The organism is Nostoc sp. (assembly GCF_036917315.1).
In the GTDB taxonomy this organism is placed as follows: domain Bacteria; phylum Cyanobacteriota; class Cyanobacteriia; order Cyanobacteriales; family Nostocaceae; genus Nostoc.
The window spans coordinates 450,775-465,300 of sequence record NZ_JBALDR010000013.1 but is presented as its reverse complement, the minus strand read 5'-3'; the positions used below and the strand labels follow the sequence as shown (position 1 = coordinate 465,300).

Annotated in this window: 13 protein-coding genes; 6 read left to right on the top strand and 7 right to left on the bottom strand. The window is 41.8% G+C overall.

Going from position 1 to position 14,526, the window contains the following annotated elements; genetic code table 11:
- Positions 1-69: 69 nt before the first annotated feature.
- Positions 70-285 (top strand): acetyltransferase, encoded by a 216-nt coding sequence (locus tag V7K84_RS08355; protein WP_292731719.1) that lies wholly within the window; start codon positions 70-72, stop codon positions 283-285.
- An 86-nt stretch (positions 286-371) separates the two neighbouring features.
- On the opposite strand, the gene V7K84_RS08350 is transcribed toward V7K84_RS08355, so the two are convergent.
- Both V7K84_RS08350 and cobW read right to left on the bottom strand, forming a co-directional pair.
- Entirely contained in the window at positions 372-854 is a 483-nt protein-coding gene (locus V7K84_RS08350; protein ID WP_334837329.1) for an ABA4-like family protein, read from the bottom strand.
- 110 nt (positions 855-964) lie between these two features.
- Positions 965-2,005: a cobalamin biosynthesis protein CobW gene (gene cobW / locus V7K84_RS08345; RefSeq protein WP_292809685.1), complete on the bottom strand. Its 1,041-nt coding sequence runs from the start codon at positions 2,003-2,005 to the stop codon at positions 965-967.
- Between the two features lie 107 nt (positions 2,006-2,112).
- On the opposite strand from cobW, the gene V7K84_RS08340 reads away from it, so the two are divergent.
- Entirely contained in the window at positions 2,113-3,348 is a 1,236-nt protein-coding gene (locus V7K84_RS08340; protein WP_334837328.1) for a tetratricopeptide repeat protein, read from the top strand.
- A 159-nt stretch (positions 3,349-3,507) separates the two neighbouring features.
- On the opposite strand, the gene V7K84_RS08335 is transcribed toward V7K84_RS08340, so the two are convergent.
- The 3 genes from V7K84_RS08335 to sfnG form a co-directional block, all read right to left on the bottom strand.
- Positions 3,508-4,692, bottom strand: a complete 1,185-nt coding sequence (locus V7K84_RS08335) for an acyl-CoA dehydrogenase family protein (protein WP_334837327.1) — start codon at positions 4,690-4,692, stop codon at positions 3,508-3,510.
- A 174-nt stretch (positions 4,693-4,866) separates the two neighbouring features.
- On the bottom strand, positions 4,867-6,075 hold the full coding sequence (locus V7K84_RS08330) for an SfnB family sulfur acquisition oxidoreductase (RefSeq protein ID WP_334837326.1): 1,209 nt from the start codon (positions 6,073-6,075) through the stop codon (positions 4,867-4,869).
- A 256-nt stretch (positions 6,076-6,331) separates the two neighbouring features.
- Positions 6,332-7,429 carry a dimethylsulfone monooxygenase SfnG gene (gene sfnG / locus V7K84_RS08325; protein WP_334837325.1) on the bottom strand — a complete coding sequence of 366 codons (1,098 nt, stop codon included), beginning with the start codon at positions 7,427-7,429 and terminating at the stop codon, positions 6,332-6,334.
- A 385-nt stretch (positions 7,430-7,814) separates the two neighbouring features.
- Between sfnG and V7K84_RS08320 the strand changes: the two genes are divergently transcribed.
- Entirely contained in the window at positions 7,815-8,297 is a 483-nt protein-coding gene (locus V7K84_RS08320; protein WP_334837324.1) for an LLM class flavin-dependent oxidoreductase, read from the top strand.
- Between the two features lie 170 nt (positions 8,298-8,467).
- Here the strand turns inward: V7K84_RS08320 and V7K84_RS08315 are convergent, their stop codons facing one another.
- Positions 8,468-9,184 carry a biliverdin-producing heme oxygenase gene (locus V7K84_RS08315; protein WP_334837323.1) on the bottom strand — a complete coding sequence of 239 codons (717 nt, stop codon included), beginning with the start codon at positions 9,182-9,184 and terminating at the stop codon, positions 8,468-8,470.
- Positions 9,185-9,756: 572 nt separating this feature from the next.
- On the opposite strand from V7K84_RS08315, the gene glmM reads away from it, so the two are divergent.
- The 3 genes from glmM (at position 9,757) to pnuC (ending at position 13,204) form a co-directional block, all read left to right on the top strand.
- Entirely contained in the window at positions 9,757-11,229 is a 1,473-nt protein-coding gene (gene glmM, locus V7K84_RS08310; protein WP_334837322.1) for a phosphoglucosamine mutase, read from the top strand.
- 287 nt (positions 11,230-11,516) lie between these two features.
- Complete coding sequence (locus V7K84_RS08305; RefSeq protein ID WP_334837321.1) at positions 11,517-12,545, top strand: AAA family ATPase; 1,029 nt, start codon at positions 11,517-11,519, stop codon at positions 12,543-12,545.
- An 11-nt stretch (positions 12,546-12,556) separates the two neighbouring features.
- Positions 12,557-13,204, top strand: coding sequence for a nicotinamide riboside transporter PnuC (gene pnuC, locus V7K84_RS08300; protein ID WP_334837320.1), 648 nt, complete (start codon positions 12,557-12,559; stop codon positions 13,202-13,204).
- 403 nt (positions 13,205-13,607) lie between these two features.
- Here pnuC and fdhD read toward each other — a convergent pair whose 3' ends face one another.
- The gene (fdhD, locus tag V7K84_RS08295) at positions 13,608-14,447 is read right to left on the bottom strand and encodes a formate dehydrogenase accessory sulfurtransferase FdhD (protein ID WP_334837319.1); all 840 of its coding nucleotides are present in this window, start codon (positions 14,445-14,447) and stop codon (positions 13,608-13,610) included.
- Between the last annotated feature and the right edge of the window lie 79 nt (positions 14,448-14,526).

Here is a 14,526-nt window from a genome sequence, read left to right as displayed (position 1 = left end):
GTTGAGACGAGAATGAGTTTATCTTAAACTTGCTCTTAACTTTCATGCAAACTCATTGAGGCAATTTCTATGCTTTTACAAGTCAAAGATAGTGGTGAATTGGTAAAAATTGTTGAAATTCAGGAATTAATTGACCCGAATACTGATGTTGTTCAAGCGAAAGACCAAGAAGGTCAAGAAGAACAGCAACCTGAAACTTTTAAAAAACAAAATCTTGTTTTTCCTTCAGGTGAAGTTCTACCACGCTGCTGGATAGATGCTGACTATAGACACGGCAACGGTTAATGATTTTAAAATGAGATAATTGGTAATGTGAAGTAAGCTATTAGCAATTATCATTAGTAGGGGCGCACAGATGTGCGCCCCTATTGCTATGTGCCAGTTGATGATACTTCTTGTTCTGCTAATGTCGCCTTTTCATTCTGCTGAAACTTTGGGAAAAATCTCTTAGTAATCCAGTCAGTTAAAATGTGAGACAGTAATCCCAAAGGCCCAGCGAACAAAGATAAAGCCAGAGAGTGAATTGTCCAAACACCTGTTTTCTGTCCTTCCCAATAAATCCAGCGACCGACAAATAAATCCATCACTAAAAAATGAATCCAACCTGTTGCCGCAGCTGTTTCATCTGCAAAAAATCGTGCAATATCAGCTAATTGAGGATTCGATAAAGCTTGGGCATTTTCTGGAGTAATGCTGTTAATAAACAAATATAAATATGTCCCTGCTAACAGCACAAAAGGTAGATATGATGACATTACCTGTCGTGTCACTTTCCAGTTCGGCAATAAAATCATCAGCGCCCAAAATGGCAAGACAAAAAGGTTGGCAACATTAAATAGTTGAGAAATCGTCATATATTTGTAAAGTGAAGAATTTTTGTTTTGAATTAACTAATTATTCATAACTAGTAACTCTCAGGAGAAAGATCCCCGACTTCTTAAAGAAGTCGGGGATCTGGGTATAATTATAAAGCTACAAGTTGTGATTCGATTTCTGAAGAATTCAAATCACGCCCAATGAAAACTAAGCGTGTTTGCCTAGCTTCTTCTGGTTTCCAGGGGCGATCGTAAAATTTATCAAATCGAGTTCCCACACCTTGCATCACTAAGCGCATGGATTTATTTGGCACTGCAACAAAGCCTTTAATCCGGTAAATTTCTTGTTGTTGTACTAATGTTTGCAACTGCTGTTGCAGCTTTTCGGGATCAAAGGTACGATCCAAAATTAAGTTAGCTGAAGTAATTTCTTCGTCGTGATTGTGGTCTTCTTCGGTATCGTGATGACTAGGACGAGAATCTAAATTATCTTCGACTGCGGCTTGGAATCCTAATAATATAGATGCGTCTAGTTGAGAACGATCGCTCTCGACAATTTTCACCACTCTGGGCAACTCTTGCTTAATCAATTCCTCAACTCTGGCTTTTGTCTCGGCATCTACCAAGTCAATTTTATTTAACACCACCAAGTCTGCACAAGCAAGTTGGTCTTCAAACAGTTCTTGCAAGGGTGTTTCGTGTTCTAGATTATCATCTGCTTGTCGCTGGGCTGCGATCGCTTCTGGATCGCTAGCAAATGTCCCCGCCGCTACCGCCGCACAATCTACCACGGTAATTACAGCATCTACAGTGGCGGCGTTGCGAATTTCTTGCCAGCGAAAAGCCTTCACCAGCGGTTTTGGTAAAGCTAAACCAGAGGTTTCAATCAAAATGCAGTCGATGCTATCTCGCCGCTTGATTAACTCTTGCATCGTCGGGTAAAACTCTTCCTGCACGGTGCAGCATAAGCAGCCGTTGGTTAATTCAAAGATATTAGTGTCACCCTCACCATCTTCGGGGCAAATTTGACAAGATTTTAATAATTCGCCATCAATACCGAGTTCGCCAAATTCATTGACTAAAACGGCAATGCGCCGTCCTTCGTTATTTTGTAGCAGGTGGCGAATTAGGCTGGTTTTTCCACTACCTAAGAAGCCTGTGATTACTGTGACAGGAATTTTCGTAGCCATATTTTTGCCTGATTTACCCAGTATGGTAAGTTTTACGGGTTACAAACTTAAATACTGAGATTAAGCTTGGTTTGAAGATTGACTTAGTTATTTTAAGCTGAAAGTCTATGGTAAACCTGAAAATATTGTCGTTTTTGTTGAGTTTAGGTTTGGCTTTAATTCCTCAAATCACTGTGGCACAAACGGTAGAGGAGTTGGAACAAAAAGCAACATCTGCTGAAGAAGTGAAAAATTATGAAGAAGCCGCTAATATTTGGCGGAGTTTGATTGAGCGCGATCGCAAAAATAGCTCTGCTTACGCCAAACTGGCAGATATCCTATCTAACCAAGGCAAGATTGCAGAGACAATCGCTGCTTATCGCCAAGCGTTGCAATTAAATCCCAGTGCTGATAGTTACATCAATTTAGGTAATTTTCTCGCAAAAAAGGGACGACCCACAGAAGCGATCGCCGCTTTTCGTCAAGCTATCAAACTTGAGCCTGACAATAGCACGTATTACTACTACACTTTAGCTTCACAGCTGATGGAAATTGGTAATACACAGGAAGCACTCTTAGCTTACCGTCAAGCGCTGAAACTTCAGCCGGATGCAGATAATTACAACAACTTAGGTAATATCTTGCGTAAATTAGGCAAACGAGAAGAAGCGATCGCTGCTCACCGCGAGGCCTTGAAAATTGATCCCAAGAGTTATCTGGCTTACTACTATCTAGGTGACATGCTGGAATATAAAGAAGCCGTTGATATCTATCGTCAAGCAAATAAAAATGACTCCACAAATGAAGTCTATTATGAGCGTTTGGCATCACTTTCATTAGAGCGTGGCTTCATCAATGAAGCGATCGCTGCTTACCGCCAAGTAATTAAAATCAAACCTGAGACTTCAACATATATAGAACTGGCCGATGTCTTGATGAAACAAGAAAAACCAGAAGAAGCGATCGCTCTTTACCGTCAAGCTGTTGCCAAAGAACCTACGGATTATTATTACAGTAACTTGAGTCAAGCACTAGCTCAACACGAGAATCTAGATGAAGCTATGGGAATTTGCCAAAAGGTGGTAAAAACTGGTGAAGGCAGTTATGACACTTGCTCCAATATAAATTTGCCACTTTACAAGCAAAAAGGCTTTCCTGCTGTCATGGCTTTTTATCAGCCGCTAGCGAATATGATTCCACGTCGCAAAATGGCTGAACTTTACATCAAACTTGGTCGAGAGATTTCCTATGATGAAGGTGATAGCTCAAAACAAGAGGCCACAACAGTTTTTCGGCAAGCATTAAAAATAGATCCAGAAAACGCTGATGCTCAAGACGCTCTCAAAACCTTAATCGCTGAATAAAGGATTTCTAACAAATAAATTAGGCGTTGCTGAATTATAGGATGATTTCGCCCAGAGAAATAGTTCTCACGCCGAAGCCTTGGTGAAATAATCGATATAACTTAATACCAAAACCCTAATGTAGAGACGCGATTTATCGCGTCTTGAAAGACCGATTATCTATGAATAAAAATTAGGTTTTGGCAGTTCATCATTTAACGCCCAATTTCCGATTTCTTGAATTTTGTAATCTACCGGATCGTGGAGAGTAAACGTGCGGAGATTACGCCAATAGCGATCGAAGCCGTACTTTGCCGCAGTAGCGCGTGCGCCCATAACTTCAAAAATGCGGTTGGTAATGTCTAAACCGACTCTAGTCGCTGCAACTTTGGCAGTAGCGACGCAAAGCGAACATTCCCCACGTTGTTCGGCGGTGAGTGACCATTCTTTTTCCCAAGCCGCTTGTAATAATTCTCCTGCTTGCTCAGTCAAGCTCTTAGCTGCTTGGAGTTCAACCCATATTTTGCCATAGTGCTGGAGGATGTAAGGATCTTGGGTTGCACTTTCTACACCTGATGTCAGCCAAGGTTTTGTATTAGTGGCAGTATATGTTTTAGCAGCTTCAAATGCTCCTTGGGCAATTCCCAGGTAGATATTAGCAAGATTCAATTGAGTTAAGCAGGCGCGAATGGTGTTGAAGGGTTGACTGGGTTTTTCTCTACTACCAAGAATTTCGTCAGGGTACACCAACACATTTTCAAAAGTAACGCTACCACTATCTGTTTGACGTTGCCCGATATTATCCCAATCATCACGAACAGTAACGCCTTGCCGTTGGGTAGGAATTACCAAAATATTCAATTCACTAGTTTTTTGATGAATAGCACCGATCGGCAATATATCCGAGTCTTGAGAGCCAGAGCAAAAGCTTTTAATCCCGTTGAGACGGAAATAATCATTTTCCGGTGTCAGAGTAGCTCTTTTATCTAAAGGGTTGAGGGCATTGCACCAAAACCAATTATTTTGAATAGTTGCTGAGTAATATCGCTGTTTTTGCTCTGCCGAACCAAAGATATGCGGAATTACTACACCTAAATGGTGGTAAGAAAAGACGTGAGCAATGGAACTATCAACTTTAGCAAACTCGCGGGTAATTTGCAGAATGGTAATCCAGTTTTGCCCTAAACCACCGTACTCTGTGGGTACGATTAGTTTCAGCAAGTTGCTTTTACGCAAGCGATCGCGTTCATGTTTTGGTGTTCCTCCCTTAACATCCCGCGCTACAGCAGTCTGGGCAAATTCCCCTGCCAAAGACTTAGCTAGATCGAGATAATTTTGAGATTCTTCAGTTTCGATTAATTGCATATCTTGCAACTTCTCCTGTTAGCCCTATTGTGAGGAGCAATTATGAGCAAGCAAATTTATTTGTGGAATCAATCCAAAATCTACAATTCTTTATTCAAGCTTCTGCATTATTACATGGGGTCAATCCAAAATCCAAAATCCAAAATTGATTGACCCCAATAGAAAATACGGCAATTACAGCCAAGGATGCCGTGGAGGGTAGACACCATTGAGGAAGTAGTTGCCAACAGCGTAGTATTTCCAACGGACGGGATCGTGGAGTGTGTGAGCGCGGGCATTTCGCCAGTGGCGATTGTAGTTGAATTGCTCCAATGTGGATTTAGTACCTGCTAGTTCAAATAACTTGTTGGTAGCTAGTAATGCTGCTTCCGTCGCCAATGCTTTGGCTTCAGCAACTGCGATCGATGCTTCAACTACTTTGGGTTCTTCTAAACCTGACTCGTTGGCAATGTCGATAAACTCGCCCGCACGTCGCAGCAACGCTTCAGCAGCGTGAACTTGAATTTGGACATTGCCTAAGTTATAGAGCGTTAGCGGATCTTCATATCCTTTTTCTAAATTGCTGTCAACCCAAGGGCGCGTATGGTTGCGGACAAAGTAGATGGTGTCACGGACTGCGGCTTTAGCTATTCCCACGTCTACGGCGGCTTGGATGATTTGCGCGATCGCACCCATTGGTGTTGCCCTCTCAAAGGATAAGTAGTGCGGAATTACATATTCTGCCTTAACTTTCACATTTTCAATAATGGTAGTGCCACTGGCAGTGGTACGCTGTCCGAAGCTTGTCCAGTCATCAAGTAGCGTCAATCCTGGGGCATCTCTTTCGACAAATGCTACCACTGTCTTACCATCTGGATTGCTGGCAATAACGGGAACCCAATGTGCTAATAGTGCCCCAGCAGAGTAGTATTTGCGTCCGTTGAGTACGAAGTCAGATCCATCTGGTGTTAATTTTGTCTGCACATCGTTGACAGACTTGGTGCCAATTTCCGAAAAGGCGTTACCGAAACGTTTACCTTGTAGAACCAAATCAAAGAAGAACTTTTTCTGCTCATCTGTACCATCCAAGCGGACTGCTTCCACCATATATAGGTGGTTTTGGGGAATTTGACCAAGGCTAGAGTCGGCTTCGGAGATGATTTTAACTACTTCTGCTAATGTGGCATTCGACACAAAAGCACCACCATACTCTTTCGGGACTGTAATTCCCCACAATCCACTTTGAGAAAACTTTTCTACTTCTTCAGCAGGTAAACGTCGATTTTGGTCGCGTTCTGAGTCTCCCTTGGCAAACTCAGCTGCTAATTCATGAGCGATCGCGATCGCTTCTCGATCGTCCCGAATAATATGTGCCTTCTGGTCAGTATTAATTATTGATGTCATAATATAACTCCTTCTTGATTGCGATTAAATAATTGACAACGGAAAAACGAACCATTCCAAGCACAGAGCAGGACACTTGCGGCTTGAACAAAATCTCCGTTACACGTAGGAATTAGAATTTGAAAGTTATTTTGCGTAACTTCTAACAGATTGAATCTGAATTTTTGTAGGGATGGGCTTAACCATTGAACGATTTACCAGTTGCCCGGATAAATTACACAACTACTTGCAGAAGTAGTTAACTCAGGGTAACTAGCTACACCTGAACCAATTCATCAGCTGCACGACGATTAGCTTTCAATTCGCGCACAATTGGTATTACTGTCTTACCAAATGCTGGCAAATCATCTGTGTAGTGTAAGAAGCCGCCAAGAATTAAATCAACTCCCACTTCATGGAACTGGCGAATCTTTTCAGCAACTTGTTCAGCCGTACCAATCAAGCCTGAACGGAAGCCATCGTTATACTGCACTAAGTCTTCAAAATTGGAATTCGCCCACATTCCCTGACCTTCACGACTAGAAGATCCCGCCTGTTTCACCGCTTCGCCAAATCCTTTGACAGCTTCTACATCAGCTTGGGCAATAATATCGCGCAATACTTCATGGGCTTCTGCTTCCGTATCTCGCACGATGATAAAGGAATTCAGACCAAACTTGATTTTGCGTCCTTCTTGACGAGCTAATTCAGACACATCTGCAATCTGCTCTTTCACACCTTCTATGGTGTTGCCATTCATGAAATACCAATCAGACACCCGGCCAGCCATCCGCCGTGCAGCCTTGGAGTTACCACCTTGGAATATCTCCGGGTGGGGATTCTGATTAATTGGTTTAGGTTTCACCCAACCGCCGTTAATCCGGTAAAAGTCGCCCTTAAAGTGAAACTCATCCTCAGTCCATAAACCCTTGAGAACGCGAATAAATTCCTCTGAACGACGATAGCGTTCGTCATGGTCTAACCAATGTTCGCCATATATAGTGAATTCATCTTTGAACCAGCCGCTAACTACATTCAGAGCAAACCGACCGTTAGAGAGAAAATCAATACTGGCACCGATTTTGGCAACTACTCCCGGATGCCACAATCCAGGGTGAACTGCCGCAATTAGCTTTAATTTCTTGGTGACTGGAGCTAAGGCTGACACGGTTGTTAATGCCTCTAGCTGGTACTCAGCGCCATAGCTGGCGATAAATCTGGCTTGTGCTAGAGCATATTCAAACCCGACTTCTTCAGCTGTTTGAGCCAGTTGAGCATTGTATTCATAAGTCCAATCTGTTCGTTGGGGAATTTTACTTACTACTAGCCCCCCGCTAACGTTGGGAATCCAGTATGCGAACTTAATATCTACCATAATTGTACGTTTGTAATTGAAACTGCTTGGTTATTTGTCTAAGTTTGCAATTGAAGCAACAAAGCCTAATTTGCGATCGCTAACAAATCAGCTAAAACTTAATCGGGCAAAATTTTAGTCAAAATCGAAAGCTTGAGAGCGGCTGGATACTGTGAGTTTAGAAGTAGACAATTTCAGGATCTGATGGTCGTAATATACCATAAATCGATCGTACTACCGTAGTTTTGTAATGATCGGACAACAATTTTTCCGATGTCGTGATTGGGCCTAACTATAATGTCGCTGATGCCTGGATTACAGCAGCTTTAGCAAGTTTGAACACCAAGAATATCAAGATTGTTGCGGCTGTAAACCTAGTTTTAAACTACCTGCGGTGGCGGCCAATTTGAGTGCAAACATTCAAAATCAACTCAGTAACGGCAGATTTGCTCTCAGTGGTATTGCAGGTTGGTGGAAATTAGAAATAGAAAGCTATGGAGATATCTGGCTACCCCACAGCGATCGCTACGCGCGATTAGAAGAGTACATTGATGTAATCAAGGGGCTGTGGACAGTCGAAGACTTTAATTACGTTGGTAAATATTACACTATTAAGGGTGGTATTCTCGCAGATAAGCCTATACCAACACCACCTATTTTCATTGCTGGTGAATCAGATCGGGCAATTAATCTAGCGGCTCGTCTGGGAGATTATTTATTTATCAATGCTGACGAGCCACAAAAAACGACAGCATTGGTGCAGAAAGTGAAAAGATTGGCTAGCGATCGCTACGGGCGTCAGATTAAAGTAGCAATGAGTGCGTTTGCGATCGTTCGCGAACATACAGCCCAAGCCGAAGCCAGATTTGAAGCCTTTAATCATAGTTGAGGGGCAATCTCCCAATGCTTGCTTTCACATATCAAAAGCAGTCACAAGGCTATTGCCCCTAAATATTTTGAGCGTCGATCGCTCTTTCGCCAGAAACACCTATGAATTATCCTTCATCAGGCTATCTGAACTTATGACTCCACACACCACACTCCGCAATCTCAACACGATTACTCAGCTGTGACGAGTTCAGTACTACCACGTGTACGACGCCGTGTAAGAGTATTATACAGCATCACACCGATCGCCTTGATCAAATTACCTTCCAATTCCTGGAACAGCTTCATGTTTGTGCCAAAGGCGGCGTTAGCTTCATCAACGATGCGATCGGTTGCCGCCTCGTCAAGGGGTAATTCATCCAAAGTTTGCCGATATTTGGCTTTGAATGCCTTCTCATCAGTAATTTCTGGAAACTCATAAAAAGCTGTTCCTTGTCCATCAGACAAATTCATCGCTGTAACAGCAATATTTTTGAGAATTTGTCCCCCGGATAAGTCACCTATGTAACGAGTGTATGAATGGGCGATCAACAATTCCGGTTCTGTAGCAGATATTTCTCGGATGCGCTGTACATAAGCTTCACCTGCGGGAGATAGTTTGATTTGCTCTCTCCAGTTTGCACCAAAATAATAACTCAGGTCTTGCTCTAAGCTATGCTTGCGGTTTAGCTGAGGAAAGTTAATTTTAGAAACTATTGGGTGCTGGCGGTGCTTTTCTATTTCCTCTTCCATCGCTGAGTAGACGAAGTAGAAGTTAGCAACAAGTTTCCGGTAAGAGTTTTTTTCCACTACTCCTTTTAAAAAGCACTTGACAAAACCTACGTTTTCTGCCATTGTGTGGGCTTTCTTAGTGCCTACACGTAATTTGGTTGCTAAATTGCTGCTCATGCTAAATTTCTCAACTTTAAAAAGTTTACTGCCGGAGTTTTAATTCACTAACGGCTAAAAAAGCCATTAAAACGTTACCTTAAAACTATTTGATGAGAATTTATATTAAAATTTTTTAAGCTGCGATGATTTTGTAATTTTTTACACAGCGACAAGGCTAAGAGAACAGAATTTTAGATTTCAGTATTTTGATTTTTTGTTGTTATTAGCTGAATCTTGCTTTCATTCTCAGCCTGGGTGAAAAATTATGCGCTCCACCAACAGTAATATTTATTACATAGTTACTGAATAATAGGATTGTAAAGTGTGAACTAATACAGATAAAAATCAAAACGAAAATTGTCGGCATAAAAGGAATAATTAGCTAAGATGTGGAGACTTTACTAATAACGTAAAAACCAATACTGACTTTATCAAAGATTTACAATCTAAGAAAGAAAAATTCAGTATTATTACGTAAATATAGCTCGATCTAGAATGAATTTCTAAAGAGAAAAAGCATGTCAAAATTGCTGAATAAAGTCTTAAGTGCTATTTATTTTTCAGTGTGATTGTGTGGAGTGTTTAAAAATATGGTTTCATCTATAACTCGGACATCGGGCATTTCTGGGGGTTCTACTTCTGAAGTTGAGGGATTGGGCAAAGGGATTGAGAGCAGTTTTGGACTGAATTTAATCCCACTACCTGCAAATCCCTTATTTGGCACAGATGGGATTCGCGGGCGAGTCGGAGAATTACTAAGTGCGCCTCTAGCATTGCAAGTTGGTTTTTGGACGGGGATTGTTTTACGTAACCATGCTACTCAAGTAGGGCCAGTCATTCTCGGACAGGATTCTAGAAACTCCAGCGATATGCTGGCAATGGCTTTGAGTGCAGGGTTAACAGCAGCGGGGTTAGAGGTTTGGTATTTGGGATTATGCCCCACTCCTTGCGTTGCCTATCTCACCAGTATCAGTGATGCCATTGGCGGAGTGATGATTTCTGCCAGCCACAATCCTCCAGAAGACAATGGGATTAAGGTTTTTGGTGGTAATGGTGGGAAGTTGCCGCAAATATTGCAGACAGAAATTGAAGCCGGACTGCGTGGCAAGATATCACCGATCGCTAGAGTCAGTAATTGCGGACGGCATTACTCACGTTTCGAGTTAGTGGAAGATTATAGCTCGGCGTTGAAAAAACCCTTGAATGGTGCCTTAAATCTTCAGGGAATGAAGATTGTTTTAGACTTGGCATGGGGAGCCGCAGTTGGGTTAGCACCATCAGTATTTACAGAAATGGGGGCGGAGGTAATCTGCTTGCATAACGAAGCAGATGGCGATCGCATTAATGTTAACTGTGGTTCCACCCACTTAGATATTCTGGCAGCAACCGTACAAGAACACAACGCCGATATCGGCTTTGGCTTCGATGGCGATGCCGATCGCGTCTTAGCAGTAGACAATACAGGCAGACAAGTTAACGGTGATTACATTCTCTACCTGTGGGGACGGCACTTACAACAAAACCAACAATTGCCAGACAACTTGATTGTATCTACAGTCATGGCCAACTTAGGCTTTGAGAAAGCTTGGCAGCAAATTGGTGGTAACTTAATTCGTACCGCAGTTGGCGATCAATACGTGCAAGCCGAAATGCAGCGGACTGGAGCAATGTTAGGTGGCGAACAATCAGGGCATATTCTTTGCCGTCATTATGCCGTAACTGGAGATGGCTTGTTAACAGCATTACACATAGCATCTTTGCTAAAAGAGGCGGGTGTTCCCTTGAGCGAATTAGTAGATCGAAGCTTCCAAACCTATCCACAATTGTTGCGGAATGTGCGCGTTGTCGATCGCGATCGCCGTTTGGGATGGCAAGATTGCCAACCTGTGCAACAAGCGATCGCTCTTGCTGAAGCTGCAATGGGCGATTCCGGCAGAATTTTGGTTCGCGCCTCTGGCACAGAACCAGTCATTAGAGTAATGGTGGAAGCAGCCAATGCCGAACTCACCAACTACTGGACAAATGAACTAGTTTCACAAGTACAGCAGCATCTAATGGACTAAGTTAGCTAATATCTCATCTGAATTCTAGATCGCTAAAGATGCAATAAATCATCACAAAGACGCGATAAATCGCCGTCTCTACAAAAGACTAATTATTGTAGAGACGGCGTTTATTTTTTAATTCCGCCTTGCGGTACTAGATCGATAAGCTTCTTTTGAACCAAGAAAAAACTTAGCAATTGCTGAACGAGCTTCCTTTTCAGGCATAAACTCTTTTGTAATCAATATTTCCTGACCATTGATTATTTCTTTTTTAGAGTAATAAATATCTATAAAAAGTCAAAATTATGACTGGTAAATGCGGACTCACGCTAGGTAAATACGCGCCTCTCCATAAAGGGCATCAATTGGTGATTGAAACAGCCTTAGCAGAGATGGATGAGGTACTTGTGATGATTTATGAGTGTCCAGAAGTGACTGCTATTCCTTTAACAGTTCGAGCGAATTGGCTGCGTCAAATTTATCCACAAATTCAGGTGATTGAAGCGTGGGATGGCCCAACTGAGGTTGGTGATACTCCTGAGATTAAGCAAAAGCACGAAGATTACATCCTGAAACAATTAAAATCCAAAAAAATTACCCACTTTTACTGTAGTGAATTTTACGGTGAACACGTAAGTCAGGCGCTGGGGGCAGTTAATCGGCTCGTAGATTGCGATCGCCAAACTTTTCCAATTTCTGGAACGCAAGTAAGAAGCGACGCTTACGCATTTCGGGAGTATTTACATCCTGATGTGTACCGCGATCTGATCGCCAATATTGTTTTTCTGGGCGCTCCTTCGACTGGTAAAACCACCATTGCATCACAATTAGCTAAAGAGTTTAATACTGTATGGATGCCAGAGTATGGGCGCGAGTATTGGGAAAAATATCAAATTAATAGGCAACTTTCGCTCTCGCAACTTGTGGAGATTGCCAAAGGACATTTAGAACGTGAAGAAGTCTTATTATTGCAAGCAAACCAGTATTTATTTACAGATACTAATGCATTGACAACCTATCAATTCTCCTTGTATTACCACAAAACTGTTGCCCCAGAGTTAGCAGAACTTGCCCATCAAGCCATGTCGCGCTACGATTTAATATTTCTTTGTGATTCAGATATCCCTTATGATGATACCTGGGATCGTTCTGGAGAGGCAAATCGTAATATATTTCAAAAACAGATTCAGAACGACTTAATTATTAGAAAGATTCCATTTTTTCGCATTTATGGCGATATAAATACACGTATTAGTCTGGTTAAAAAAGTAGTGTCATCCTACCAAAAGTATAGCAATTTAGGAAATTTATTTTTCAAAAACATGATTTTATAAAGTGTATTAAAATGATTGAATTTTGGAGTATCAATACTATCGCCTTCAATCTTATGGGATATCCCATGAGTTATGTAGAATTCTTGGGAACGATTTTTTCTGTATGGTCGGTGTGGCTAATTTCTCAGAGGAAGATTCTGACTTGGCCTGTTGGGATAGTCAGCGTCTTGCTATACATGGTACTTTTTTATCAAATCCGTTTGTATGCGGATATGTTAGAACAAGTCTATTACTTAGTTATTAGTGTGTATGGTTGGTGGAGATGGATTACACCTGAATCTGATACTGGTAAAGTTTTACAGGTTCGATATAGTCCACCGCGTAAAATTGTTTTGATTGCAGCAATTACAATAGCAGTTTCATTCGCAACGGGAGCTTTGATGAGTCAAATTCATCTGTTACTCCCTGCAATATTTCTAGAGAAAGCTTCTTTTCCTTATTTAGATGCACTTACAACAATCATGAGTTTTACTGCTATGTGGCTCATGGTACAAAAAAGGATTGAAAGTTGGTATTACTGGATTATTGTTGATGTTATTGGTATTTGGTTGTATTACGTTAAAGAAGTTAAATTTGTTGCTTTTCTTTATGTAATTTTTTTGTTCATAGCAATTAAAGGTTCAATATCTTGGCTCAAGACAGCTAAAATAGTTCATTAGATTTAGGTTGCGTTGAGCAACAGGAAACCCCAACATCGATCGGATCGGGTTAAGAGGTTGTTTGAAAAGTGCTTAGGTGTGATTTTAGGCACTTATTGATCCCCCCTAGCCCCCCTTTTGAAGGGGGGAAAACTTCTTAAAGTCCCCCTTTTGAAGGGGGATTTAGGGGGATCTAAAACTTTTTGCTACCAACAACAAGACTTTTCAAACATCCTCTAAGGCAAGAGACACGATGAATCGCCATCTCTACAAAAGACTGATTATTGTAGAGACGGCGATTTATCGCGTCTTTGTGATGATTTATCCCATTTTTATGATTTAGAATTTTCATCAAAAAACCTCAACCCAACCTACAAATTTGTTTGCAACAATTTAGCCTCGCCACGCCACTATAAAAGTGTTCTTAAGCAGCATTTATTCTTTGTAAACCAGTATAAATATTGAACCGTTCTCCGCGCAGGAATCCAATTAAGGTAATCCCAAATTCCTTGGCGACGGATACCGCCAAACTACTAGGAGCAGAAACAGAACAGACAATAGGAACCCCAGCAGTTGTAGACTTTTGCAAAATCTCAAAACTAGAGCGCCCGCTAACCAGGACAATACAATTATTTAAAGGCAACTCATCACTGAGCAAAGCTGTACCAATCAATTTATCCAAAGCATTGTGTCGTCCAACATCCTCCCACAGGTTTAACAGTTGTCCTTGAATATCGAAGATAGCCGCAGCGTGCAAACCCCCCGTAGCAGTAAAGATACCTTGAGCAGCCCGGAGTTTGTCTGGTAGGCTGTATACGATCTCAGGTGTTACCGTTGGGCCAGAAGGAATCACTGGACATCCCCGCAGACGTAAAGCTTCAAGGCTTGCTTTACCACACACCCCACAGGCGCTACTAGTGTAGAAATGGCGCTCCAAAGGCTGTAAATCTGGAATCAACCCATCCCGCAGTTCCACATTTACGATATTATGGCGCTGCTCACCATCTACCAATTCATCTACGCAGTAGCTGATACGTCGAATATCTTCCCTGCGGCTAACGACTCCTTCGCTGTAGAGGAAACCAGCTGCTAGTTCAAAATCTGCCCCTGGTGTCCGCATTGTTACAGCTACCGTCTTCTGGAAAGGGAGAAGACGAATTTCCAAAGGTTCTTCGGTGGTAAGTTGGTCTAAACGAGGCCGTATTTGACCTTTTTCCACTACCCAAACAGTGGCTTTGGTTTTACTTTTAGTTAGGATTCTCATGTTTGTGAAAGTTGGTGAATTGAAATTTTGATACTAATCTGGAAACAAAGTAATGCTATTTATATGTCAGATGTCAGGT